This window comes from uncultured Sphingosinicella sp. (genome assembly GCF_963974575.1).
Classification (GTDB): Bacteria; Pseudomonadota; Alphaproteobacteria; order Sphingomonadales; family Sphingomonadaceae; genus Sphingosinicella.
This window is the reverse complement of the sequence record NZ_CAXBBQ010000003.1, coordinates 215,609-239,145: the sequence shown is the minus strand read 5'-3', so window position 1 is coordinate 239,145 and position 23,537 is coordinate 215,609. Positions and strand designations below refer to the sequence as shown.

Annotated in this window: 18 protein-coding genes; 12 read left to right on the top strand and 6 right to left on the bottom strand. The window is 67.1% G+C overall.

All coding sequences use genetic code 11. The annotated features are described in order from the left end of the window. Positions 1 to 125: 125 nt before the first annotated feature. The 8 genes from ahcY to trxA all read left to right on the top strand — a co-directional run bounded on the left by ahcY (position 126) and on the right by trxA (position 12,833). Complete coding sequence (gene ahcY / locus AAC014_RS06930; RefSeq protein ID WP_339705997.1) at positions 126 to 1,514, top strand: adenosylhomocysteinase; 1,389 nt, start codon at positions 126 to 128, stop codon at positions 1,512 to 1,514. Between the two features lie 51 nt (positions 1,515 to 1,565). Next, a complete protein-coding gene (locus AAC014_RS06925) occupies positions 1,566 to 4,001 on the top strand; it encodes an ATP-binding protein (RefSeq protein ID WP_339705994.1) in 2,436 nt (811 codons plus the stop codon). Then, complete coding sequence (gene tsaE / locus AAC014_RS06920) at positions 4,001 to 4,438, top strand: tRNA (adenosine(37)-N6)-threonylcarbamoyltransferase complex ATPase subunit type 1 TsaE (RefSeq protein WP_339706593.1); 438 nt, start codon at positions 4,001 to 4,003, stop codon at positions 4,436 to 4,438. The genes AAC014_RS06925 and tsaE overlap by 1 nt, the downstream gene beginning before the upstream one ends. Further along, positions 4,426 to 5,442 (top strand): phosphotransferase, encoded by a 1,017-nt coding sequence (locus AAC014_RS06915; RefSeq protein ID WP_339705991.1) that lies wholly within the window; start codon positions 4,426 to 4,428, stop codon positions 5,440 to 5,442. Before tsaE ends, AAC014_RS06915 begins: the two co-directional genes overlap by 13 nt. Further along, positions 5,439 to 6,200, top strand: a complete 762-nt coding sequence (locus tag AAC014_RS06910; protein ID WP_339705988.1) for a nucleotidyltransferase family protein — start codon at positions 5,439 to 5,441, stop codon at positions 6,198 to 6,200. The genes AAC014_RS06915 and AAC014_RS06910 overlap by 4 nt, the downstream gene beginning before the upstream one ends. Beyond that, positions 6,193 to 9,090, top strand: a complete 2,898-nt coding sequence (gene addB, locus AAC014_RS06905) for a double-strand break repair protein AddB (RefSeq protein WP_339705985.1) — start codon at positions 6,193 to 6,195, stop codon at positions 9,088 to 9,090. Before AAC014_RS06910 ends, addB begins: the two co-directional genes overlap by 8 nt. Further along, the gene (gene addA, locus AAC014_RS06900) at positions 9,087 to 12,398 is read left to right on the top strand and encodes a double-strand break repair helicase AddA (protein WP_339705982.1); all 3,312 of its coding nucleotides are present in this window, start codon (positions 9,087 to 9,089) and stop codon (positions 12,396 to 12,398) included. Before addB ends, addA begins: the two co-directional genes overlap by 4 nt. Positions 12,399 to 12,509: 111 nt before the next feature. Further along, a complete protein-coding gene (gene trxA, locus AAC014_RS06895; RefSeq protein ID WP_121047226.1) occupies positions 12,510 to 12,833 on the top strand; it encodes a thioredoxin in 324 nt (107 codons plus the stop codon). 35 nt (positions 12,834 to 12,868) lie between these two features. Here the strand turns inward: trxA and AAC014_RS06890 are convergent, their stop codons facing one another. After that, the gene (locus AAC014_RS06890) at positions 12,869 to 14,077 is read right to left on the bottom strand and encodes a TCR/Tet family MFS transporter (protein WP_339705979.1); all 1,209 of its coding nucleotides are present in this window, start codon (positions 14,075 to 14,077) and stop codon (positions 12,869 to 12,871) included. Between the two features lie 50 nt (positions 14,078 to 14,127). Continuing rightward, positions 14,128 to 15,366, bottom strand: a complete 1,239-nt coding sequence (argJ, locus tag AAC014_RS06885; protein WP_339705976.1) for a bifunctional glutamate N-acetyltransferase/amino-acid acetyltransferase ArgJ — start codon at positions 15,364 to 15,366, stop codon at positions 14,128 to 14,130. Between the two features lie 186 nt (positions 15,367 to 15,552). On the opposite strand from argJ, the gene AAC014_RS06880 reads away from it, so the two are divergent. From AAC014_RS06880 to AAC014_RS06865, 4 genes are read left to right on the top strand one after another with little or no spacing between them, the layout of a single operon-like run. Further along, on the top strand, positions 15,553 to 16,944 hold the full coding sequence (locus AAC014_RS06880; RefSeq protein WP_339705973.1) for a circularly permuted type 2 ATP-grasp protein: 1,392 nt from the start codon (positions 15,553 to 15,555) through the stop codon (positions 16,942 to 16,944). Next, positions 16,945 to 17,901, top strand: coding sequence for an alpha-E domain-containing protein (locus tag AAC014_RS06875; RefSeq protein ID WP_339705970.1), 957 nt, complete (start codon positions 16,945 to 16,947; stop codon positions 17,899 to 17,901). It begins immediately after the preceding gene. Then, positions 17,901 to 18,719 (top strand): transglutaminase family protein, encoded by an 819-nt coding sequence (locus tag AAC014_RS06870; RefSeq protein WP_339705968.1) that lies wholly within the window; start codon positions 17,901 to 17,903, stop codon positions 18,717 to 18,719. The genes AAC014_RS06875 and AAC014_RS06870 overlap by 1 nt, the downstream gene beginning before the upstream one ends. Positions 18,720 to 18,732: 13 nt before the next feature. Beyond that, positions 18,733 to 19,458: a proteasome-type protease gene (locus AAC014_RS06865; RefSeq protein WP_339705966.1), complete on the top strand. Its 726-nt coding sequence runs from the start codon at positions 18,733 to 18,735 to the stop codon at positions 19,456 to 19,458. Positions 19,459 to 19,462: 4 nt separating this feature from the next. On the opposite strand, the gene AAC014_RS06860 is transcribed toward AAC014_RS06865, so the two are convergent. From AAC014_RS06860 to AAC014_RS06845, 4 genes are all read right to left on the bottom strand, one after another. After that, positions 19,463 to 19,864: a thioesterase family protein gene (locus tag AAC014_RS06860; RefSeq protein WP_339705964.1), complete on the bottom strand. Its 402-nt coding sequence runs from the start codon at positions 19,862 to 19,864 to the stop codon at positions 19,463 to 19,465. A gap of 129 nt (positions 19,865 to 19,993) precedes the next feature. Next, positions 19,994 to 20,587, bottom strand: coding sequence for a PEP-CTERM sorting domain-containing protein (locus AAC014_RS06855; RefSeq protein WP_339705961.1), 594 nt, complete (start codon positions 20,585 to 20,587; stop codon positions 19,994 to 19,996). 148 nt (positions 20,588 to 20,735) lie between these two features. Next, a complete protein-coding gene (locus tag AAC014_RS06850; RefSeq protein WP_339705958.1) occupies positions 20,736 to 21,794 on the bottom strand; it encodes a copper resistance protein B in 1,059 nt (352 codons plus the stop codon). After that, a complete protein-coding gene (locus AAC014_RS06845; RefSeq protein WP_339705955.1) occupies positions 21,791 to 23,476 on the bottom strand; it encodes a copper resistance system multicopper oxidase in 1,686 nt (561 codons plus the stop codon). Before AAC014_RS06845 ends, AAC014_RS06850 begins: the two co-directional genes overlap by 4 nt. Positions 23,477 to 23,537: the final 61 nt, after the last annotated feature.

The following is a 23,537-nucleotide window of genomic DNA, read 5'->3' as shown; positions in this document are numbered from 1 at the left end:
CAGCCGTATTTCTTTATGGACATAAAGAGTTCTTTATATTCACTCTTGCCTTGAGCCGAACCCTCTCGTAATCCCGCCTTTGATATCCGCGCGGCCGCCCGCGCGCACAGAGACAGGAAAAGATCATGGCGCAGGATTATATCGTCCGGGACATCACGCTCGCCGATTGGGGCCGCAAGGAACTTGCCATCGCGGAAACCGAAATGCCGGGCCTGATGTCGCTCCGCACCGAATACGGCGCCGCGAAGCCCCTGAAAGGCGCGCGCATCACCGGCTCGCTGCACATGACGATCCAGACGGCGGCGCTGATCGAGACGCTGACAGCGCTCGGCGCTGAGGTGCGCTGGGCCTCGTGCAACATCTATTCGACGCAGGATCATGCCGCCGCCGCGATCGCCGCGCAGGGCATTCCCGTGTTCGCGGTGAAGGGCGAGACGCTCGCCGAATACTGGGATTACATCGACCTCACCTTCCAGTGGCCGGGCGAACCGGCCAACATGATCCTCGACGACGGCGGCGACGCCACCATGTTCATCCTCTGGGGTGCGCGGCTTGAGGCGGGCGAGAGCCTGCCGGCGCCGACCAACGAGGAGGAAGAGGAATTCCAGCGCGTCGTGAAGGCGCGCGCCGCCGCCACGCCGGGCTTCTTCACGAAGACGCTGAAGAGCATCCGCGGCGTTTCGGAAGAAACGACCACGGGCGTCCACCGTCTCTATGAGCTGGCGAAGGCGGGCAAGCTGCCGTTCCCGGCGATCAACGTGAACGACAGCGTCACCAAATCGAAGTTCGACAACAAGTACGGCTGCAAGGAAAGCCTCGTCGACGGTATCCGCCGCGGCACCGACGTGATGATGGCGGGCAAGGTCGCCGTCGTTGCGGGTTACGGCGACGTCGGCAAGGGCTCGGCCGCCTCGCTGCGCGGCGCCGGTGCGCGCGTCATGATCACGGAGATCGACCCGATCTGCGCGCTGCAGGCGGCGATGGACGGGTTCCAGGTCGTCACCATGGAGACGGCGGCGCCGATCGCCGACATCTTCGTCACCGCGACGGGCAACAAGGACGTCATCACGATCGATCACATGCGCGCGATGAAGGACATGGCGATCGTCGGCAACATCGGCCACTTCGACAACGAGATTCAGGTCGGCGCGCTCAAGAACCTCAAGTGGACCGAGGTAAAGCCGCAGGTCGACATGATCGAATTCCCGGACGGCAAGCGCATCCTGCTGCTTTCGCAGGGGCGTCTTCTCAACCTCGGCAACGCCACGGGACACCCGAGCTTCGTGATGTCGGCGAGCTTTTCGAACCAGGTGCTCGCACAGATCGAGCTCTTCACGCGCGGCGGTGAATACAAGAACGACGTCTATGTGCTGCCCAAGCATCTCGACGAGAAGGTGGCGGCGCTGCACCTCGAAAAGCTCGGTGTCGAGCTGACCACGCTCTCGGGCGAACAGGCGTCTTATCTCGGCATCGATGCTGCCGGACCCTTCAAGACCGACCAATACCGCTACTGACGCGATCAACAGGGATTCAAACCGGCGGCGACTGCGTCTAAGGTCGCCGCCGTGATCCTTCGTCTCACTTCTCTTGCTGCGCTTCTGATGCTGCTTGCGGCACCGGCATCGGCTGCTGTGTCGCTGATGCAGCGCGGCTGGCCGGTGACAGCCACCGCAATTATCGGCGCGGCGTGGCTGGCGTTCGCCGTATGGGCGGTGATCCGCTCGGCGCGTGCGCGTGTGCAGGCGGAAACGGCGAAGGAATGGGGCCTACGGTTACGTGGCCTGCTCACCACCACGCCGGGCGCCTATCTCGTCGTCGGCGAAGACGGCGCGGCATCATGTTCGGACACGCTCCGCTCGTGGCTGGGTCTCGATCGCAAGGTGGCGCGGTTCGACGATCTGCTCGGCAGCGGCGAGAGCGGCCTTTCCGCGGATGATTATGCGGCACTTGGTGCTGCAATCCAGGCGCTCGCCATTTCCGGCGCGCCGTTCCGCATTTCCGTGTCCGGTGCCGGCGACCGGGTGCTGACCGCGGAGGGTAAGACCGCCCCACCGCAACTCGCAGGCGATCGTGGGACGGTTGTGTGGTTTTCGGATTCGAGCGGCGCCTACCGCCGGACGGAGGCGCTGGAGGCGGACCGCGACGGGCTTCGCGCCACGCTCGGGGCCTCGACGGCGGTGATCGACGAGGCGCCGATCCCGATCTGGCGACGCGGCGCTGATCAGCGCCTTGTCCATGTGAACCGCGCCTATGCCCACGCGGTGGAGGCGGAAAGCCCCACCGCTGCCGTGCGGCTTGGCGTCGAACTCGTTTCCAACCCGCTGTCGGCGACGCCGCAATCGGCGGCGCGCCTGGCGCTCGCGACCGGTACGCCGCAGGTGCGCGAGGAGCCGGCGATCATCGGCGGCGAACGCCGCATGATGCGGATCATCGACAAGCCGCTCGAAAACGGGGAGGTGGCGGGCTACGCCATCGACATCAGCGAGCGTGACGAGGCGGTCGGCAAACTCGAACGCTTCGTTGCTGCGCAGACAGCGACATTCGACCGCCTTTCCGCCGGAGTCGCCCGCTTCGGCGCGGACCGCGCGCTGGTGTTCTGGAACACGGCGTTTGCAGCGCTCTTCCGCCTCGATGCCGCGTTCCTCGACGAAGGCCCCGAGTTCGACCGGCTGTTCGAGCGTATGCAGGAACAGCACCGCCTGCCCGAGCAGCGCGATTTCCCGAGCTGGCGCCGCGCGCGTCGCGCGTGGTTCACAAGCCAGATGGACAATGCCGAGGAGACGTGGGTTCTCCCCGACACGACCGTGCTGCGCGTCATCGCGCAGCCGAGCCCTGATGGCGGCCTGCTGCTGATCTTCGAGGATCGCTCCGAACAGCTTCGTCTCGCCAGCTCGCGTGACACACTGCTGCGTGTGCAGGAAGCCACGCTCAACAACCTTCACGAAGCCGTCGCTGTGTTCGCCGCCGATGGCCGCGTGCAGCTCTACAACAGCGTGTTCGCCGACCTGTTGAATATCGACGAAGTACACCTCGCGACGAAGCCGCACGTCGATGAACTCGCAGATCCCGCCGCGCCCCCGCGCGCTGAGCACGCCTATCTCGGCCTGCTGCGCGACCTCATCCAGGCTTCCACCGTCGGGCGGCAGGCGAAGGCGGGCCGCGTCGACTTCACCGGCGCGCGTGTGCTCCAGTACGCGGCGGTGCCGCTGCCGGACGGCAATGCGCTCATCACCTTCCTCGACATCACCGATTCGACGCGCATCGAGAATGCGCTGCGTGAACGCAACGAGGCGCTGGAGGCGGCGGACCGGCAGAAATCGGCGTTCGTCGAAAACATGTCCTACGAGCTGCGTACGCCGCTGACCGCGATCAGCGGCTTTGCCGAGATGCTGGCGCAGGGCTATGTCGGCACGCTCTCGCCCAAGCAGGAAGATTATATTCGTTCGATCCTCATTTCGTCGGATCGGCTGCAGCTGCTCATCAACGATATCCTCGACCTCGCCGTGACCGAAGCGGGCGCGCTCGCGCTCGATATCCGCGCGATGGCGGTGGGTGAACTCGTCGAAAGCGTGGCGATGATGACGCGCGGGTTCGCGGAGGATCGGGGCCTCACGTTCGAGATCAATGTGCCCGCCGATATCGGCGAGATGGACGGGGATCCGGTGCGCCTGAAGCAGGCGCTGTTCAACCTCGTCAACAATGCGATCCGCTTCACCCCCTCTGGCGGGCGCGTCGTGATCTTTGTCGAAAGCCTGCCGGACAGCATCGTGATCCGTGTGAGCGACAATGGCATTGGCATCCCGGACGACGAGCAGGAGCTGGTGTTCGATCGCTTCCGCAAGGGTTCCAACGCCACGGCGAGCCAGGGCGTCGGCCTCGGCCTGTCGCTGGTGCGCGATGTCATCGATCTGCACGGCGGCCGGGTCATTCTCGATTCGCACCTCGGTGAGGGCACGACGGTCAGCCTCTACATTCCGCGCCGCCATGGGGACCGTGCGTGATCGCGCTTGCGGACGAAGCGGCGACGGACACGTTCGGACGCCGTCTTGCCGCGCGCCTCGCGCCGGGCGACGTCGTGCTGCTGTCGGGCGATCTGGGCGCGGGGAAAACGGCGCTCGCGCACGGGATTCTGGCCGGCCTCGGCCATGTCGGCGAGGTGCCGAGCCCAACCTTCACGCTGGTGCAGAGCTATGAGGTGCCGGGGGTGCGCCTCCCCGTGTGGCACGTCGATCTCTACCGGCTCGAAGACCCGGACGAGGTGGAAGAACTTGGCCTCGACGAAATTCTGGCGGACGGCGCGCTCATCATCGAATGGCCCGAACGCGCGGGCGGACGCTGGCCGGAAGCGCTGCACCTGACGCTCGCCGACAGCGGTGAAGGCAGCCGCCGCTTGACAGCGCGCGTGCCGCCCGCTTGGGAAGCCCGATGGCCGATCTGAACCTGCCCGAGGGGGCAAGCGCTTTCCTGAACGCGAACGGATGGGGTGGTGCCGAGATTGCGCCGCTCGCCGGGGATGCCTCCTTCCGCCGCTATTTCCGCGTGCGCGACGGCGCCCGCCGCGCCGTGCTGATGGATGCACCGCCGCCCAATGAGAATTGCGCGGCGTTTGTTGCGATCGACACGTATCTCGCGGCGCGGGGCATCAGTGTGCCGCAGGTGTTCGCGTCGGCACCGGAGCAAGGCCTCGCGCTTCTCGAAGACCTCGGCGATTCGATGTTCGTGCGCGCCATCGAAGCGGGCGCCGACGAGGCGGCGCTTTACCGCGCGGCGACGGACGTGCTCGCACATCTCCATGCCGAGCCTATGGCGGAGAGTGTGGGGGTGCACCCCGTCGGCCCCTATGCCGAGGAACGCATGGCACGCGAGGTGGCGCTGGTGCTCGATTGGCATTGGCCGGAGCTTATGGGCGGCGCGGCGGACGATGCCTTGCGCGCTGCCTATGCCGCGGCGTGGGCTGAGGTATGGCCGCTCGCGCGCGCGCACGATGACCGGCTCGTGCAACTCGATTACCATTCCCCGAACCTGATGTGGCTGCCCGAACGCGAAGGTCTGGCCCGCGTCGGCGTGCTCGATTTCCAGGACGCGATGCGCGGCCCCGCAGCCTACGATCTGGTGTCGCTGATCCAGGATCCGCGCCGCGACGTTCCGGCTGCGCTGGAGTCGGAACTCGTCGCGCGCTATCTCGCCGCGCGGCCGGAATTCGATCCGGGCGCATTCGCGGCGAGCTATGCCGTGCTTGGCGCGCAGCGTGCCGCGCGCATCCTCGGCGTGTTCGTCCGGCTGTGGCGGCGCGACGGCAAGCCGGGGTATCTGAGGCACATCCCGCGCGTGTGGTCGCTGCTCGACCGTAACCTCGCGCACCCGGCGCTCGCACCCGTCGCGGGCTGGTTCGACGCGAACTTGCCTCTGTCGGCGCGGCGTGACTTTACGGGGGCAGCATGAAAAAGCACCGTGCGCCGCTCTCGCTCCGTCCCAATCCCGAAGGCCCGCTGCCTACGGCCGCGATGGTGCTCGCCGCAGGGCTTGGCAAACGGATGCGGCCACTGACCGCGACGCGGCCGAAACCGCTCGTGCGCGTGCATGGCAAGACGCTGCTTGATCACGCGCTCGACAACCTGCGCGCTTCGGACGTGCAGCGGGTCGTCGTCAATGTGCACTACCTCGCCGGGCAGGTGGAGGCGCACCTCGCGCGCAATGCCGCCGATCTCGACATCGTGGTTTCTGATGAACGCGAGGCGCTGCTCGAAACCGGCGGCGGTGTCGCGAAGGCGTTGCCGCTGATCGGTGCGGACCCGTTCTTTGTCGTGAACAGCGACAACATGTGGGTGGACGGCCCGATCGACACGCTGCGGCAGATGGCGCGGCGCTGGGATCCCGAAATCATGGACGCGCTGCTGCTCGTCGTGCCGCTCGCCCGTGCGCACGGCTATGAAGGGCGCGGCGATTTCCACATGACGGGCGAAGGCCTGCTCGCGCGCAGGCGCGGCGCGCGGGTGGCGCCGTTCGTGTTCTCGGGCGTGCAGCTGCTGAAGGCCTCGCTGTTCGACGACGTGCCGGAGGGCGCCTTCTCGCTCAATCTCATCTACGACCGGCTGATCGAAAGCGGCCGCCTCTACGGTATCGCGCACACCGGGCAGTGGTTCCATGTTGGCACGCCGGGGGCGGTGAAGGAGACGGAGGCGCTGCTCGGCAATGGCTGAGCGGAAAGCCGTCTTCACGATCCCGGCGCACCGCGCCTTCGCCGACGCGCTCGCGGCAGGGATGCTCGGCCGCATCGGCAGGGATGATCTGCCGCGCGCGCTGTTGCTGCTTCCCAATCGCCGTGCCGTGCGCGCCGTGACGGAAGCGTTCGTGCGCGCCTCGGGCGGTGCGCTGTTGCTGCCCCGGATGCTGCCGATCGGCGATGTCGGCGAGAACGAGGCGCTTGGTCTCTTCGACGAGGCGATGACGCTGGAGGCGGATATCCAGCCGGCGATCGCGGCGTTCGAGCGGCGGATGCTGTTGATGCCGCTCGTCCACCGCTGGCAGCAACTGAACGGCCGTGCGCGCAGCAGTGTCGAGACGCTGCGCCTCGCCGATGCGCTCGCACACACGCTCGATCAGCTCCAGCTTGAAGGCATCGCGCCGGCGCGACTCCACGAGACAATGGTGGAGCTTGGCGCGCATTGGGAAGCGACGCTGACGTTCCTGGAAGTCGTCGTCGAGGCATGGCCGCCGCAGCTTGCCGCGCGTGGCCTGATGGACAGGGTGGCACGGCGGCAGACGCTGCTCGGCGCCATCGCCGCCCGCTGGCGTAGCGCGCCGCCCGCCCGCCCGGTCGTGGCGGCGGGCATGGCAAGCGCTGATCCGGCAGTCGCGGAGGTGCTTGCGGTCATCGCGGGCCTGCCGCAGGGCACGGTCGTGCTGCCCGGCCTCGATCTCGACACGGCCGATTGGGATGATATCGGCGGCTTTCCGGCGCATCCGCAGTGCGGCCTCTGGCATCTGCTCCAGCGCATGAGCATCGCGCGCGACGAGGTGCAGTTATGGAATGCAGAAGGCGCGCTTGATGGCCCGGACACGCGCGCCGAGGCGATCGGCGCGGCGCTGTCACTCGCAGGCAGCACCGCACACTGGCCCCCGGCAGGGCCGCTGCCCGGCCTTCGTTTCGCAGAGGCGGCGAACCCGGCCGAGGAGGCGGGGGTCATCGCGCTCGCGATGCGGCGCCAGCTTGATACGCCGGGCGCCACTGCCGCGCTGGTCACGCCCGATCGCGGCCTCGCCCGCCGCGTCGCCGCGCAGCTTCGGCGCTGGGAGATCGAGGTCGACGATTCGGCGGGCACACCGCTCGCGCGTGCGCCTTCGGGCACGTTGCTGCTCGCGGCGCTGGAGTCGGGCGCACAGCGGTTCGCGCCGGGTGCGCTGCTCGCGCTTCTGAAGCATCCGCTGGCCGGGCCGGGCGAGGGCAGGGCAAGGCTGAACTGGCTCGACGAAGTGCGGCGCCTCGATCTCGCCCTACGCGGGGTGCGCCCTAATGCGGGGCTCAAAGGCATTGCCGCGCGCGTCAAGGCTCCGCCCAAGGGTGCGCTCCCCGATAGCGAACGTGCGCAGCTCGCCGCGTGGTGGACGGCACTCCGCCCGCGCCTCGATGCGCTCGAAGCGCTGATGGCGAAGCCGCGTGCGCTGGCCGCGTTCGCGGAAGGGCTCCGTGCCTTCACCGAGGACATTTCCGAAGGCCGCGTGTGGGAAGGCGCAGCCGGGCGTGCCGCGGCCGAGACGATCGCGGAGATGGTGCAGCACGGCGAAATCGGGCTCCTCATTCCGCCGACTGACCTCCCCGCGCTGCTGGGCGCGATGCTGGATGACGTGGCCGTGCGCCCACCGTTCGGCAAGCATCCGCGCCTCGCCATCTACGGCCTTCTCGAAGCGCGGTTGCAGCGTGCGGACCTGATGATTCTCGGTGGCCTCAATGAAGGGGTCTGGCCCGGCGGCGATCCGTTCGATCCGTGGATTCCGCCCGCGATCCGCCGACGCCTCGGTCTTCCAGAGACCGAGCGGGCGATCGGCCTTGCGGCGCATGATTTCGTGCTTGCCGCGGCTGCGCCGCAGGTGCTGCTCACGCGCGCGCGCCGCGACGCCTCCGCGCCGACGGTCGCCTCGCGCTTCTGGCTGCGGTTGCTCGCTTTCGCGGGCGATCATGTCGTCTGGGAAACGGGCCTTCCCGCGCTCGCTGCAGCGCTTGATGCGCGCGAGAGCGTCCCGCCCGCCGAACGACCACGCCCCGCGCCGCCCGCTGCCGACCGGCCGAAACAGATCAGCGTCACCCAGGTCGATCGCCTGCTGATCGACCCCTACAGCTTCTACGCCGAAAAGATGCTGCGCCTGCGGCCGCTCGATCCGCTCGACGCCGATCTGTCGGCCGCCGAGCGCGGCACCATCGTCCACGCCGTCATCGAAGCGCTGCTCGGTGCCGGCACGCTGCATGTTCCCGCCGCGCGTGAGGCCGCGATCGACGCCGCCATTGCCGCACACGCCGATCAGCCGCTCGTCGCGGCGCTGTGGCGGCCCCGCATCGTGCGGATGCTCGATTGGGTCGCGGAGCTGATGGCCGCGCGGGCTGCCGGGGGGTGGGGGGAGGTCCGCTCGGAAGTGGAGGGGCACTTCGAGGTCTCCGGGATCACGCTCAAGGGCAAGGCGGACATCGTGCAGGCGGGGCCGGAGGGGCTGCTGATTGCCGACTTCAAGACTGGCGCGGTTCCGCGGCAGGCCCGGCTTGCGGACGGACTCGCCTCGCAGCTCGGCCTTCTCGCGTGGCTTGCCGAGGAAGGCGCACTGGATGGCCCCGCCTCGCGCATTGTCGAGGTCGCCTATTGGAAACTCTCGGGCGGCAAGGAGGCGGGCAAGGAAACGACGAGCGCGCGCCATTACAAGGATGCTTGGGCTGATCTTCCCGCCTTCATCGAAACCTGTCGCACCGCGTTCCGCGAGGCGGTCAGCGAATATCTCGCGGGCAGCCGCCCGTTCGAGGCGAAGGTGAAGCCGGAATACGCTGTTCACTTGCAGGACTACGATCACCTCGCGCGGCTTGCCGAATGGTGGGGGCGCAAATGAGCATCCGCCCCCTTCTTCCCGAACAGAAGCGCGCCGCCGACCCTGAACTCAGCGCATGGGTTTCCGCCTCTGCGGGCACGGGAAAGACGCAGGTGCTGACCGCGCGCGTGCTGAGGCTGCTGCTTGCGGGCGCGCGGCCCGATGGGCTGCTCGCACTCACCTTCACCAAGGCGGCGGCGGCGGAGATGCAGACGCGCATCTTCGAAACCCTGTCGCGATGGGTGCGCGCGGATGATGAGACGCTCGCCGCCGAACTCGCCGCGATCGGCGCACCCGCCGATGCGGATACGCGCCGCCACGCCCGCGCGCTCTTCGCCGAGGCGCTGGAAACGCGCGGGGGCCTCAAGGTGCAGACGCTGCACAGCTTCGCGAGCTCCTTGCTTGCCGCCTTCCCGCTCGAAGCGGGAATCGCGCCCGGCTACGAAACGCTCGATGACCGGAGCGCACTGCGCATCCATTCCGAAACGCTCGCCGAACGGATCGGCAGCGGCGACGCCGCGCTGCTCGCCGATCTCGCGGACCTCTCCGTGCTGGGCGGCGAGGCGCGCGTTCAGGAGGTGATCGCGAAGCTGCTTGCCGGGCGCAGCGTGTTCGAGAACGTTTACGGCAAGGCCATCGATTGGCGCGGGCTCGTGCGGCGCGGGCTTGGCCTGCCGGGCAACGGCAGCCGCGACGAGGTGCTGGCTGCGGCGCTTGCCGACGATGCGTTCGACTGGGAAACCGTGCGCGAATATGCGGCGGCGATGCGTGCGTGGGGCACGAAGACGGGCCTTGAGGCCGCCGATGCGCTGGCGCGCGTGTTGGGTGCGGCGCCGGAAGTGCGCCACGATTTTCTGGGCGATCTCGTCGGCGCGGGCTTCCGCAAGGATGGCGAACGCCGCGCTGCGGCCAAGGGGCTCGGCGACCTCCACGAGCGGTTCTGCACGGTGGTCGGCGCGGTCCGTGATCTTGCCGCCGGGCTCGACCTTGCCGAGACCGCCGCGCTCCACCTGCGTGTCGGCCACGCGCTCGCCGCCGCCTACGAGACGCGGAAGGAAGCCGCGGGCGCGCTCGACTATGCCGACCTTATCGTGAAGGCCGCGCGGCTGCTGACCACGCTCGCCGCGCCCTTCGTACTCTACAAGCTCGACCAGCGCATCGATCACATCCTCGTCGACGAGGGGCAGGATACGAACGCCGCGCAGTGGGCGATCGTCGAGGCGATTGCGGACGAGTTCTTCGCAGGAGCCGGTACGCGTGACGAGGGGGAGACGGGCGCGCGCACGCAGTTCGCGGTCGGCGACTACAAGCAGGCGATCTTCGGCTTTCAGGGCACGGACCCGCGCGCGTTCGAAGCGGCGCGCGCCGCGGCCGAGCGCCGGGCACTCGGTGCGGACAAGCCCTTCGAGACCATCGACCTCGCGCTCAGCTTCCGTTCCGCGCCCGCAGTCCTCGATGTTGTCGATACGGTGGTGGAAACCGTGGGGGCGGCAGCGTTCGGTATAGAGGGTGATATTCCGCGCCACACCGCGCACCGCGCCGGTGCAGCCGGAGCCGTCGTGTTGTGGGCGCCCGTTACCGGGACACCGGACGAGGAAGACGAGGTGGAAGACGCCGTCCCCGAGGACGCCGAGCGCACCCTCGCGGCGAACATCGCGCGGCAGGTCTCGGGTTGGCTGGAGCGCGGCGAGCTGCTGGCGTCGAAAGGCAGGCCCATTGCGGCGGGCGACATCATGCTGCTGGTGCGCTCGCGCGGCAGTCTCGTTCCCGCGCTCGTCTCGGCGCTGATGGCGGCGCGCGTGCCGGTGGCGGGCGCGGACCGGCTGCGCCTCACGCAGCCGCTCGCGGTGCAGGATCTGCTCGCGCTCGTCCGCTTCGCGCTGCAGCCGGGCGACGACTTGTCGCTCGCCGCACTGCTTGTCTCGCCGTTCCTCGGCTGGACGCAGGACGATCTCTATGCCCTCGCCTTCAAGCGCCGCGGCACGCTCTGGCGCACGCTGCGTGATCGCATCGACGACAAGGCCCGCGCAGCGGAAGACTGGCTCGGCAAGGTGCTCGCCCGCGCCGACTACATGGCGCCTTACGAGTTCCTCGAATATGTGCTTTCCGGCGAGCCTCAGGGCCGGCTCCGCCTGATCGCGCGGCTCGGCGAGGAAGCGCGCGATCCGATCGAGGAACTGCTCAACCAGGCGCTTGCATACGAGGGCGCGAACACGCCCTCGCTGCAGGGTTTCCTGTCGTGGATCGAGGCGGACGATGTTGACGTGAAGCGCGACGCCGAGGCCGCGCACGATGCCGTGCGCATCATGACGGTGCACGGTTCGAAGGGATTGCAGGCGCCGATCGTCATTCTTGCGGACGCGGCCTCCGCGGTGCCCAAGGGCGCGAAGCCGCCGCTGCCGCTCGATCTCCCCGGCCTCGGCCCCGCGCCGCTGTTCTTCGGCTCCTCGAAAACGCTCGTCGGTCCCGCGCGTACCGCCCACGAAGCCGCGACACGCGCTGAGGGCGAGGAGCATCTGCGCCTGCTCTACGTCGCGCTCACCCGTGCCGAGGACCGGCTCTATGTCGGCGGCGCGCTCGGCAAGCGTCCTTCAAAGGCGAAAAGCTGGCACGGCCACGTTGCCGATGCGCTCGCGGCGCTCGGCGCCGAAAGCATAGTGGACCCCGTGTGGGGCGACGTGCTGCGCCATGCGAGCGGCATAGCTGCCCCGGTTTCTGCGCCGGCGAAACCTGCGCAGCCAACCGCGCCCGCAATTCCTGCATGGGCGCTCGCCGTGCCGCCGGAGGAGGAACGCCCGCCGCGTCCGCTCGCGCCGTCCGCGCCGCAGTACGATGATCCAGCCGAGCCGCCGCCCGGCCCGGCGCTGCGTGCTGCCGCGCGGCGCGGGCAGGTGCTGCACCAGCTGTTCGAGCGGATCGGCGGTGTTGCGCCGGAGACTCGCGAGGCGGCGGTGCGCGCGTGGCTACGCCGGAATGCGCCTGATCTGGACGCGGTTGCGATTGCCGCCGAGGTTGTGGGCGCGCTCGCTGATCCCGCGCTCGCCCCATGGTTTGCGGAGGGCGCCTATGCCGAAGCGCCGCTTTCCGCCGTCGTCGAGGATGTCGTCATCACCGGCACGATCGACCGGCTGATCGTCGGCGAAGAGGTCGTGCGCGCGCTCGATTTCAAGACCGGGCGGAGTCCGCCGCAGGACCTTTCGGGCGTGCCGACTCCGCATCTGCGCCAGATGCGCGCCTACCGCGACGCGCTCGCCCGCATCTTCCCTGGCCGCCGCATCGAGACGGCATTGTTCTACACGGCGGCGCTGCGTTTCATCCGCGTGGATTGACCTGAAAGCGCGGCTTTCCGCCCTGTCAGAAAGCCTTGGGATATTTGGCCTTGAAGCGGTGCCGCTCAGCCTCCATTTTGTGGCAAAAGCTGTTGTTCATGGAGACTTCTCATGGGTTCCACCGCCATTACGCCTGAAAACTTCGAAGCTGAGGTCGCAAACGCCGGAAAGCCGGTTCTCGTTGATTTCTGGGCGCCGTGGTGCGGCCCGTGCCGTCAGATCGCGCCGGCGCTCGAAGAGCTTTCGGAGGAACTCGGCGATCAGGTGACGATCGCCAAGCTCAACACCGACGATCATCCCGAGCTTGCCTCGCAGTTCGGCATTCGCGGCATCCCGACGATGATCCTGTTCAAGGACGGCAAGCCCGCCGCCACCAAGGTGGGCGCGCAGCCCAAATCGATGATCAAGGATTGGCTCGTCGGCGAACTCGCCTGATCAAACCTGCCCCCTTCCCCAGTGGAAGGGGGCGGTCATGCTTCGGCCAGAACGGCCCGGCGGCTGACAATAGCCGCGATCACTGCGCCGCCGAACAGGATCGCCGCCGCCACAAGGAAGCTGAGCCCCGGCACCTCGGCGACCGATACCTGATAGACCCAACCGAAGAAGAGCGGCGATGCGACGCCGGCGATGCTCGCCACGCTCATGTTCGCGCCCTGAAGCTGGCCCTGCTCGCTCTCCGTCACGCGCCGCGTGGTCAGCGATTGCAGCGTGGGCATGGCGAGGCCCCACAGGGCGTTGGGCAGCATTGCGAGCGTGAACAGCAGGCCCGTATCCGCAAGCCCCATGCACGCGACCCCCGCTGCTCCGGCGGTGAGGCCGAACACCATCGTTCGCCGGTCGCCCCACCGTGCAACGGCGGGACCGACCAGCAGGCCCTGCACCAGCATGTCGAGCGCACCGACAAGGCCGAGCAGGATGCCCACTTCCAGCGGCCCCCAGCCGTAGCGATAGGCCGCGTACAGTACGAAAACCGCCGAAAACACATGGTGCGCGAAGTAGAGCAGGAAGTTCACGACGGACAGTCCGGCAAGCTCGGGATGCGATCTAAGCAGCTTCAGCGCGCCAAAGGGATTGGCGCGCGCCCATGAGAAGGCCATGCGCCGGTCAGCCGGCAGCGACTCGGGCAAGATGAACAGCCCATAGAAGAACGCGAGGCCCGAAAGTGCCGCCGCCGCCCAGAATGGTGCGCGCGGTCCCAGCTCGCCGAGCAAGCCGCCGACGAGTGGCCCGGCGACGAAACCGGCACTGAACGCGGCGCCGATCAGGCCGTAAGCGCGGGCCCGTTTCTCGGGTTCGGTGATGTCGGCCATGTACGCATAAACGGCCGTGAAGCTCGAGGACGTGATCCCTCCGAGGATGCGCCCCACTGCCAGCCACCAGAGGTTCGGCGCCAACGCCATCAATATCCAGTCGAGCGAAAGCCCCGCCGCCGAGATGAGGATCGTCGGCCGCCGGCCATAGCGGTCCGAGATGGATCCAATGATCGGCGAACAGATGAACTGCATCGCCGCCCAAAGCGCGATGAGGATGCCGTTCCAGAGCCCGGCAGAGGCATTCGAGCCGGTGAATTCCTCGATCAGCACCGGCAGCACGGGGATGACGATCCCCATCGCCATCACGTCGAGTACGGCGACGGCGAGGATGAACGCGATTGCGGGACGGGAGGACGCGGACGACATGGCCCGGCGCTCATAGCCGCGCGCGGGCGCGCCGTCACGCGTCCAAGATGTCAGCTTCGATAGTCGGCGTTGATCGAGATGTAGCCGTGCGTCAGGTCGCAGGTCCAAACCGTGGCGCGGCCCGTGCCGAGCCCGAGGTCTACGCCGATCTCGATCTCCTGGCCCTTGAGGTGCGCCGCGACCGGCGCCTCGTCGTAGCCGTCTACGACCATGCCGTCCTTCGCGACGACGGTGTTGCCGAAGCGCACCGAGAGCCTGTCGCGATCGGCCGGTTCGCCGGCCTTGCCGACCGCCATCACGACGCGGCCCCAGTTGGCGTCCTCGCCCGCCACCGCCGTCTTCACGAGTGGCGAGTTTGCGATCGAGAGGGCGATGCGCTTGGCCGAAGCGTCGTCGGTTGCGCCTTCCACGGTCACGGCGATCAGCTTCTGCGCGCCTTCGCCATCACGCACCACCTGCTGCGCGAGGTCGCGGCAGACCTGCGTGAGCGCGGCCTGGAACGCGTCGGCGCCCGGCGAGTCGGGTCCGGTGATCTCGGCGTTCTTTGCTGCGCCGGTCGCGAAGGCGAGGAGCGTATCGCTGGTCGAGGTGTCGCTATCCACCGTGATCGCGTGGAAACTGAGGTCGGTTGCCGCGGCAAGCATCGTCTTCAGGTACGCGGGGGAGACGGCGGCATCGGTGAAGACGAAGGCGAGCATCGTCGCCATGTCGGGCGCGATCATGCCCGAGCCCTTGGCGATGCCGACGACCGCGACGGTGCGGTCGCCGATGACGGCGGTGGCGCCGGCGCCCTTCGCAAACGTATCGGTCGTCATGATCGTCGAGGCGGCGTGGAGCCAGCTTGCGTCGGACCCGACCGAAAGCTTGTTGAACGCCTGCCGGAGGCCGTCTTTGGCCTTGTCTTCGGGAAGCGGCACGCCGATCACGCCTGTCGAAGCGAGAAAGATTTCGTCTTGCGCCACGCCGAGTTCGCCGGCGACCGTTTCGAGGATCATGTCGCACGCCGCCTTGCCGCGCCGCCCGGTGAAGGCGTTGGAATTGCCCGCGTTCACGACGAGTGCGCGCGCCTTGCCACCGGCAAGCGCGCTTCGGCACCATTCTACTTCCGGCGAGGGACACTTCGATGTCGTCGTCAGCCCGGCCACCACGGTGCCTTCGGCGAACTCGCCGAGCAGCATGTCGGCCCGGTCCCAGCTCTTGTATCCGGCGCGGGCGGTCGCAAGACGGATGCCTTCGATGTCGGGCAGTTTCGGGAATTTATCGGGGGCCAGCGGCGAGCGGTCGTGCATCATCGTCCTCGTGAATGGAACTCCTGCCGGTTTAGGCCACTGCGGCGTTTTGGTCGAGCCGCAAGAGGGGACTCGCCAAGGCGATTCCGCCACGTTAGGCTCATGTCCAACGACAAAGACCAAGCGGCGAGCAGAGACGAAGGAGCGCAGGTTTAAAAGGGGACACGCATTTCGACGTTCAACGAAATGTACGACGGGGAAACGGTTCGCGCGCCCTATCTCGACCTTGCCGGTTGGGTGTCGGACATGCCGACGGAACTCCTCGATCTGAAGCGCGCCGAGGCTGACGCCTTGTTCCGCCGCATCGGCATCACCTTCGCGGTGTATGGCGAAGGCGGTGATCCCGAACGGCTCATTCCTTTCGATATTTTTCCGCGCGTGTTCACCGCGCACGAATGGCGGCGGCTTGAGCGCGGCGTGAAGCAGCGCGCGCAGGCACTGAACGCCTTTCTCCGCGACGTTTACGACCGCGCCGAGATCGTCCGTGCCGGACGCATCCCGGCAGAGCGCATCTTCCAGAACGCCGCTTACGAGCCTGCGGTCGTCGGCATCCAGCCGCCGCGCGGCATCTACAGCCACATCGTCGGCGTCGATATCGTGCGCACCGGCCCCACCGATTTCTTCGTGCTGGAAGACAATTGCCGCACGCCGTCGGGCGTCTCCTACATGCTGGAGAACCGCGAGATCATGATGCGCATGTTCCCGGATCTCTTTCAGCGCAACCGTGTGGAGCCTGTGGAGGATTATCCCGACCAGCTTCGGCGCACGCTGAAAAGCGTGGCGCCAAACGGCTGCAACGGCGAGCCGACCGTGGTGCTGCTCACCCCGGGCTCGCTCAACAGCGCCTATTACGAGCACTCGTTTCTCGCCGATCAGATGGGCGTCGAACTCGTGGAGGGGCAGGACCTCTTCGTCGATGGCGACCATGTCTACATGCGCACGACGATGGGGCCAAAGCGCGTCGACGTGATCTACCGCCGCATCGACGACGACTTCCTCGACCCGCTTTGCTTTCGACCGGATTCGATGCTGGGCGTGCCGGGGCTGCTCAACGTGTACCGCGCGGGCAATGTTGCGATTGCCTCGGCGCCCGGTGCGGGCGTGGCGGACGACAAGGCGATCTACACCTATGTGCCGGAGATGATCCGCTTTTACCTCGGCGAGGAGCCCGTGCTGGCGAACGTGCCGACGTGGCAGTGCGGCAAGCCGGATGATCTCGCCTACGTGCTCGGCAACCTTTCCGATCTTGTCGTCAAGGAAGTGCACGGGTCGGGCGGATACGGAATGCTCGTCGGGCCCGCCGCGACGCGCGCCGAGATCGAGGCCTATGCGCGGCGCATCAAGGCCAACCCATCGGAATTCATCGCGCAGCCGACGCTGTCGCTGTCTACGACGCCGACCTATGTCGAGTCCGGCCTCGCGCCGCGCCATGTCGACCTCCGGCCCTACTGCCTTGTCGGCGAGCGCATCCATCTTTGCGCGGGCGGGCTGACGCGCGTCGCGCTTCGAGAAGGGTCGCTCGTCGTCAACTCCTCGCAGGGTGGCGGCGTGAAAGACACGTGGGTGCTGGCGGACTAAATGACCATGCTGAGCCGCACCGCCGAAAACCTGTTCTGGATGACCCGCTACATGGAGCGGGCCGAGACGATGGCCCGGCTTCTGGAGGTCGGCTACCGTATCGCGCTGATGCCGTCCGCGGGCGCCGGGCACCAGAACGACTGGGCATCGATTCTGGCCGCGGCGGGCGGTGCGGCGGCATTTGCCTCACGCTACGGCGAGACAACGCCTGCCACGGTGGAAGCGTTTCTGTTCTTCGACCGCGAGAACACCTCGTCGGTTGCGAACTGTATCGCCCGCGCGCGCGACAACGCCCGCGTCGTACGCACCGCCGTCACCAGCGAAGTGTGGGATGCGCTGAACGGCGCTTTTCAGGATCTGAAGAGCTTCGAACGGCGCGGGCCGGGACGGGCCGACCTGATGGCGCTCTGCGACTGGACCAAGCGGCAGACCGCGCTGCTGCGCGGCGCCATCGAAAGCACGCAGCTGCAACAGGACGGCTACGACTTCATGAACCTCGGCTATTACATCGAGCGCGCCGACAACACCGCGCGGATGCTTGATGTGAAATACTACGTGCTGCTCCCGGTAACGGACCGCGTGGGCGGGGGCATCGACAATTACCAATGGACCACGCTGCTGCGCGCCATGTCGGTGTTCCGTGCGTTCCACTGGGCTTACGGCGGCGACTATACGCCGGGGAAGATCGCGCACTTCCTCATTCTCAACAAATCCTGCCCGCGCTCGCTCATCCACTGCGCCGAACAAACCAATTATCACCTCGCGCGTCTCTCCCGCGCCTACGGCCAGCGCACGAAGCCGCACCAGACCGCGCGCACCATGCTTTCCGAGCTTGCCGATACCGAAATCGACGACATCGTCTTTTCCGGCCTCCACGAGTTTCTCACCGGCCATATCCGCCGCACCGGCGCGCTCGGCAGCGAGATCGCGGATACATATCTGTTCGGGGGCGGCTGATGCGTCTCTCCGTCTCCCATGTCACCCGATACCGCTACGCCGCGCCGATCCGTCAGGTGGTTCAAAGCCATCGTCTGACGCCCTCGCGCTTTGCCGGCCAGCGCACGCTCGACTGGAAGGTGGAAGTGGAAGGCGGCCGCTTTTCGCAGCCGTTTACCGACGGCGCGGGAGACACGATCCGGACCATGTCGATCCACGGCGCGGTGGAAGCGGTCGATATTCACGTGACAGGCACGGTCGAGACCGTGGATCTCGCGGGGGTGCTTAAAAACCACGGAGAGCGTATCTCGCCGCTCGTCTACCTTCGCACCACGCGTGCGACGCGGCCCGATGCAGCGCTCAGGAAACTCGCCGCAAAGGCCGTCTCGGGCATCCCCGAAACCGCGGGCCTCGACCGCGCGCACGCCCTCTCCGCCGCCGTCGCCGACGGCATCGTGTACGCGCCGGGGGAAACGCACGCGCATACAACGGCGGCCGAAGCGCTCGCGCTTGCGCTGGGTGTCTGCCAGGATCACACGCACGCGCTTATCGCCTGCGCGGTGTCGGTCGGCATCCCCGCGCGCTACGTGTCGGGCTATCTGTTCGCCAACGCCGACGGCGTTGCGCACGAGGCAAGCCACGCTTGGGCGGAGCTTCATATCGAGGGGCTGGGCTGGGTGGGGTTTGACGCGGCCAACCGCTGCTCTCCGGACGAACGCTATATCCGGCTCGGCTCGGGCATCGATTCGGTGTCCGCGGCGCCGATCCGGGGCGTCTCGTTCGGTACTGCGAACGAAGATCTCGACGTGACCGTTGCGGTTACCGCGGTGCAGCAATAAAGATTGCAGCATCATGACATACTGCGTCGGCGTCCTTCTCAATGATGGCATCGTGCTCCTCTCGGACACGCGCACCAATGCCGGCTTCGACAACATCGCCAGCTACAAGAAGATGTTCGTGTTCGAGGAGCCGGGCGAGCGCGTGATTGCGCTGATGACCGCGGGCAGCCTGTCGGTGACACAGACGGTGATCGCGCGCCTGCGCGACGCGATCGACGATCCCGAGCAGACCGAAACGCCTTCGATCATGAAGGCGACGACGATGTTGGAGGTGGCGCATATCATCGGCGACACACTCTCGCAGGTCACGTCCGAGGTTTCCGAAAAGCTTGAACGCATGAAGCAGGGGGCGACCGCTTCGATGATCCTCGCCGGTCAGCGCAAGGGCGGTGGCCCGCGCATGTTCCTGATCTACCCGGAAGGCAATTTCATCGAGGCTACAGAAGACACGCCCTTCCTGCAGATCGGCGAGCACAAATACGGCAAGCCTATCCTCGACCGCGTGGTCAGGAAGGACATGCCGATCGACGACGCGCGCAAGGCGCTGCTCCTCTCGATGGATTCGACGCTGCGTTCGAACCTGTCCGTCGGGATGCCGCTCGATCTCACCGTGCTGCGCAAGGACGAGCTCAAGGTTTCCGAAGCCCATCGTTTCGAGCCGGGCGACCCGGGTTTCTCCGCCATGTCTGAAGCGTGGAGCCGCACGCTCCGCGAGGGGTTCTCGCGGATCGAGATCTGATCGGTCAGGGTTTGCCGAAGAAGCGTTCGATGACGCTTTCGGCGAGCCGCGCCGGGCGCAGCGTTTGCGCGTCCACACAGCACCAGCTCGATTTCACCTCGGCGAGCACTTCCTCGCCGCGTTTGATGATCGTTTCGTAGAACGCCCGCGCGCCGTGCACCTTTTCAAGGAGTACGGTGGCGATCACCTCGTCGTCGAGGAAGGTCGGGCGCCGATAGGTGATCTCGTGCTTCAGCGCCACCCACAGGTGCGCGGCAACCGCTTCGGCGGGCGCGAAGCGCTGCCAGTGGCTGAGTACTGCGTCCTGCACCCACTTCAGATAGCTCGCATTGTTCACGTGCCCCATGAAATCGATATCGGCGGGGCTGATCTCGATTGCGTAGCTGAAGGGGGCGGGTTCGGACATGCCTTGGATATAGCAGGCATGCCGCGAATTTACGAGCGCCACGCGATTTCGGACAGTATGCCGCAGCCGCAAACGAAAGGCGCCGCCGGAGATGTCTCCGGCGGCGCCCTTGCGTGACGAAGCTGTCGCTTACGCGGCCTTGCGGCGGCGCGCGGCGCCAACGCCGATGAGGCCGAGACCGAAGAGCGCAAGCGCGGCCGGCTCAGGCACCTCGACGGGCGCGACGACCTTCACGGCCTTGACCGTCGCCTTCACGCCGATCGGCGCGAAGAAGTCGATACCGACGAGGTCGTGGAAGTCCACGGTGAACTCGGAACCGTCTGCAGTGACGATCGTGGAAATGTCGTCCCAGATCAGCGAGCCGCCGGTGATGATGCCGCCAGCAGTGATGTAATAGGCTTCACCGCCCGAAGAGGCCGAACCGGCGATCGGCTCGAAGAACGCAAGCGTCGCGGTGAACGTGGCGTGGCCCGCGCCGAAGCCGCTCGGCGTGATCTGGCCGAAGCTGAACGTATAGCCTTCGCTTTCCTCGAGCGAGAACGAGAAATCGCTCCCGAACGAGAGACCGCTGGAAACGCCACACCAGCCGAGGCAACCGCTCGTGTCCACGGTGAGGCTCGAGCCGCCCTGATCGACGTCGAAAACGAGGCCGGCGTTGGCGGGGGCAGCGAATGCGGTCATGCCCAGCAGGGCGGTCGCAGCAGCGACTTTCAAGGTGCTCATATTTTTTCTCCAAGCAAAGCAACGACTTGATGGTGTTAACCATGCAATGCACGTGCCATGCCGGGAAAACTGCGCTGTTCCGGGCGATACGGAGGCAGGTTTTGTTACGTCTCCGTAAAAAGTGTTAATAATTCCGACGCTCTCGCGTTCAGAACCAGAAACGCACGCCGACAAGCCCGCGTACCGCGTCCACGTCTTCGCCCGCCGCGCGCGCGAAATCGGCCGTGTCGCCGATCTTCCGGTGCCATTCGACGCCGACGTAGGGCCGGAACTGCGGTACGAATTCATAGCCGAGCCGGGCGCCCGCCTCGATCGCGGAGAGGCCCGCGCCGATGCCGTATTCTGGGATGTCCTGAGCCGAAAGCTCCACCTCGATGCGTGGCTGCAGGATCAGCTTCTGCGTCAGCCGCTGGTCGTATTCGGCTTCGATGCGCGCGGTGACGTCGCCCTTCGTCGAGATGAAGGCGGCGGCGTCCACCTCGAACTTGTAGGGCGCGAGGCCCTGGATGCCAATCACCGCGTGCGCGCGGTCCGGCTCCGGGCGGATGTCGTAGCGCACGCCCGCCTGCAGATCGAAGAACGGGCCGATGGCGTGGCTCCACAGCGCCTGGACTTCGGCGGATTCAAGCGGGCCGCCGAACGCGCCTTCGCCTTCGGTCTTCCACCAGAACTTGTCGATGTCGCGGCCGATCCAGCCCTGCACGTCCCACAGGTAGGTCTCTTCGCCCTGCCCGAAGCCCGCCTCGAGTCGATCGACGATGGTCTTCGATACCGTCATGCCGCCCGTCTCCTTGTAGAGCGCGGCGCGTGCGGCGGCCATCGTGTCGGCGCCGAACACGGCGTCGGCGGCGTAGGTGGGCCCACCGGCCGCGGCGGCGGGCGGCGGACCTTTGGGAATGGAAGGGCCGGAGGGGGTGGCGCCGTGTCCCGCGTGGGGGTCTGCTTGCGGCATCACATGGCCAGCGTGCGGGTCGGTTGGCGCCGGCATCGTGTGGCCTGCGTGCGGATCGTCGGCCGGCGGCATGGCATGTCCCGCGTGCGGGTCGGTCGGCGCGGGCATTGCGTGACCCGCATGCGGGTCGTCGGCAGGCGCCGGCATGGCGTGGCCGGCGTGGGGATCATCGGCCGGCATCTGGTGCTGCGAATGGTCCTGCGCGAACGCAGGGCCTGCTGTGCCGATGAGGAGGAGGGCGATCAGCCGCTTCATGCCGCGTCTCCCGCGCCGTCCACGGGCCGCACCGTCACCACGTTGAACATGCCGAGGTGCATGTGCATCAGCAGGTGGCAGTGGAACGCCCAGTCGCCGGGCGCGTCTGCGGTGAGATCGAAGGAGACCTTGCCGCCGGGCAGCACATTCACCGTGTGCTTGCGCGGATGGTGGCCGTCGTGGCCGTTCACAACCTCGAAGAAATGGCCGTGCAGGTGGATGGGGTGCGCCATCATCGTGTCGTTCACCAGCGTCACGCGCACGCGCTCGTTCTTCTCGAAGCGGAACGGCTCGGTCACGGGGCTGAACTGCTCGCCGTTCAACGACCACATGTAGCGTTCCATGTTGCTCGTCAGGTGGATTTCGAGGCTGCGCGAAGGTGGCCGCGTGTCAGGGTTCGGCGCCAGCGCGACGAGATCGGTGTAGACGAGCACGCGGTGCGTCTCGTCTTCAAGCCCGAGGCCGCGATCGCCGACGCGGTCGACGGGCATCGGCGCGATCATGTCCACGCCGGGGCTGAGCTTCACACCCGCGCGCGCTGCATTCTCCGGGTCGCGCATCTTCATCGAATGGCCCATCGCGGCATGGTCTCCGCCGCCGCCGTGACCCATGTCCTTCATTGAAAGCGTCGGGCGCTCGCGCAGCTTCGGCACCGGCGCGCTCATGCCCATGCGGGGCGCGAGCGTCGCGTGGGCCATGCCGGAGCGGTCGACGCTTTCGGCGGCGAGCGTGTAGGCGGCGTCACCAGGCGTTACGATCACGTCGTAGGTTTCGGCGACGCTGATCTGGAGTTCGTCCGTCTCCACCGGCCGCACGTTCTCGCCGTCGGCGTTCACAACGGTCATGGGCAGGCCGGGAATGCGCACGTTGAAGATGGTCATTGCCGAGGCGTTGATGATGCGCAGCCGCACGCGTTCGCCCGGATTGAAGAGCCCGGTCCAGTTCTCGGCCGGGCCGTGGCCGTTCACGAGATAGGTGTAGGTCGCGCCCGTTACGTCCGAGATGTCGGCGGGGCTCATGCGCATGGCGCCCCACTCCAGCCGCTCTTTCAGGGTCTGGCCCTTGCCCGCGGCAAGCTCGGCGAAATTGGGATTGTCGCGGCGGAAGAACTCAGCGTCCTGCTTCAGCTTCTTCATGACCGCGTGCGGATGCATGAAGCTCCAGTCCGAGAGCACGATGACATGCTCGCGGTCGTAGGCGACCGGATCGGCGTCCGCAGGATCGATGACGATGGGGCCGTAGTGGCCCATCGCCTCCTGAAGGTTCGAATGGCTGTGATACCAATAGGTGCCCGCCTGGATGACGGGGAACTCGTAGGTGAAGCTCGAATGCGGCGCGATGCCGGGGAAGCTGATGCCGGGCACGCCGTCCATCTGGAAGGGCAGCAGCAGTCCGTGCCAGTGGATCGAGGTGTCCTCGTCCAGGTGATTGGTGACGATCAGCCGCGCGGTCTGGCCTTCCTTCAGCCGGATCAGCGGCGCGGGGAGCGTGCCGTTCACCGTCACGGCATGACCGGTGCGGCCGCCGACGGTGAAGGGCGTGTGGCCGACGTTCAGCCGAATCTCGGGGCCTGACAGCGCGGCGCCGATGCCGGGTGTGCCGCTCCGTGCCCATGCAGGGAAAAGAGCCGTAGCGCCGATACCGCCGATCAGCGCGCGTCGAGAAAGGGCGATTCTGTTCATGAGGGGAGGTTTGCACCTTGACACTATGGTAAGGTCAAGGGCTCTTGACCCTCACATCGTG

Bases quoted from the DNA above. Each gene is read 5' to 3' on its own strand.
- ahcY (WP_339705997.1), top strand. From the start codon at position 126: ATGGCGCAGGATTATATCGTCCGGGACATCACGCTCGCCGATTGGGGC.
- AAC014_RS06915 (WP_339705991.1), top strand. From the start codon at position 4,426: ATGGCCGATCTGAACCTGCCCGAGGGGGCAAGCGCTTTCCTGAACGCG.
- AAC014_RS06910 (WP_339705988.1), top strand. From the start codon at position 5,439: ATGAAAAAGCACCGTGCGCCGCTCTCGCTCCGTCCCAATCCCGAAGGC.
- addB (WP_339705985.1), top strand. From the start codon at position 6,193: ATGGCTGAGCGGAAAGCCGTCTTCACGATCCCGGCGCACCGCGCCTTC.
- addA (WP_339705982.1), top strand. From the start codon at position 9,087: ATGAGCATCCGCCCCCTTCTTCCCGAACAGAAGCGCGCCGCCGACCCT.
- trxA (WP_121047226.1), top strand. From the start codon at position 12,510: ATGGGTTCCACCGCCATTACGCCTGAAAACTTCGAAGCTGAGGTCGCA.
- AAC014_RS06890 (WP_339705979.1), bottom strand. From the start codon at position 14,077: ATGTCGTCCGCGTCCTCCCGTCCCGCAATCGCGTTCATCCTCGCCGTC.
- argJ (WP_339705976.1), bottom strand. From the start codon at position 15,366: ATGCACGACCGCTCGCCGCTGGCCCCCGATAAATTCCCGAAACTGCCC.
- AAC014_RS06880 (WP_339705973.1), top strand. From the start codon at position 15,553: ATGTACGACGGGGAAACGGTTCGCGCGCCCTATCTCGACCTTGCCGGT.
- AAC014_RS06875 (WP_339705970.1), top strand. From the start codon at position 16,945: ATGACCATGCTGAGCCGCACCGCCGAAAACCTGTTCTGGATGACCCGC.
- AAC014_RS06870 (WP_339705968.1), top strand. From the start codon at position 17,901: ATGCGTCTCTCCGTCTCCCATGTCACCCGATACCGCTACGCCGCGCCG.
- AAC014_RS06865 (WP_339705966.1), top strand. From the start codon at position 18,733: ATGACATACTGCGTCGGCGTCCTTCTCAATGATGGCATCGTGCTCCTC.
- AAC014_RS06860 (WP_339705964.1), bottom strand. From the start codon at position 19,864: ATGTCCGAACCCGCCCCCTTCAGCTACGCAATCGAGATCAGCCCCGCC.
- AAC014_RS06855 (WP_339705961.1), bottom strand. From the start codon at position 20,587: ATGAGCACCTTGAAAGTCGCTGCTGCGACCGCCCTGCTGGGCATGACC.
- AAC014_RS06850 (WP_339705958.1), bottom strand. From the start codon at position 21,794: ATGAAGCGGCTGATCGCCCTCCTCCTCATCGGCACAGCAGGCCCTGCG.
- AAC014_RS06845 (WP_339705955.1), bottom strand. From the start codon at position 23,476: ATGAACAGAATCGCCCTTTCTCGACGCGCGCTGATCGGCGGTATCGGC.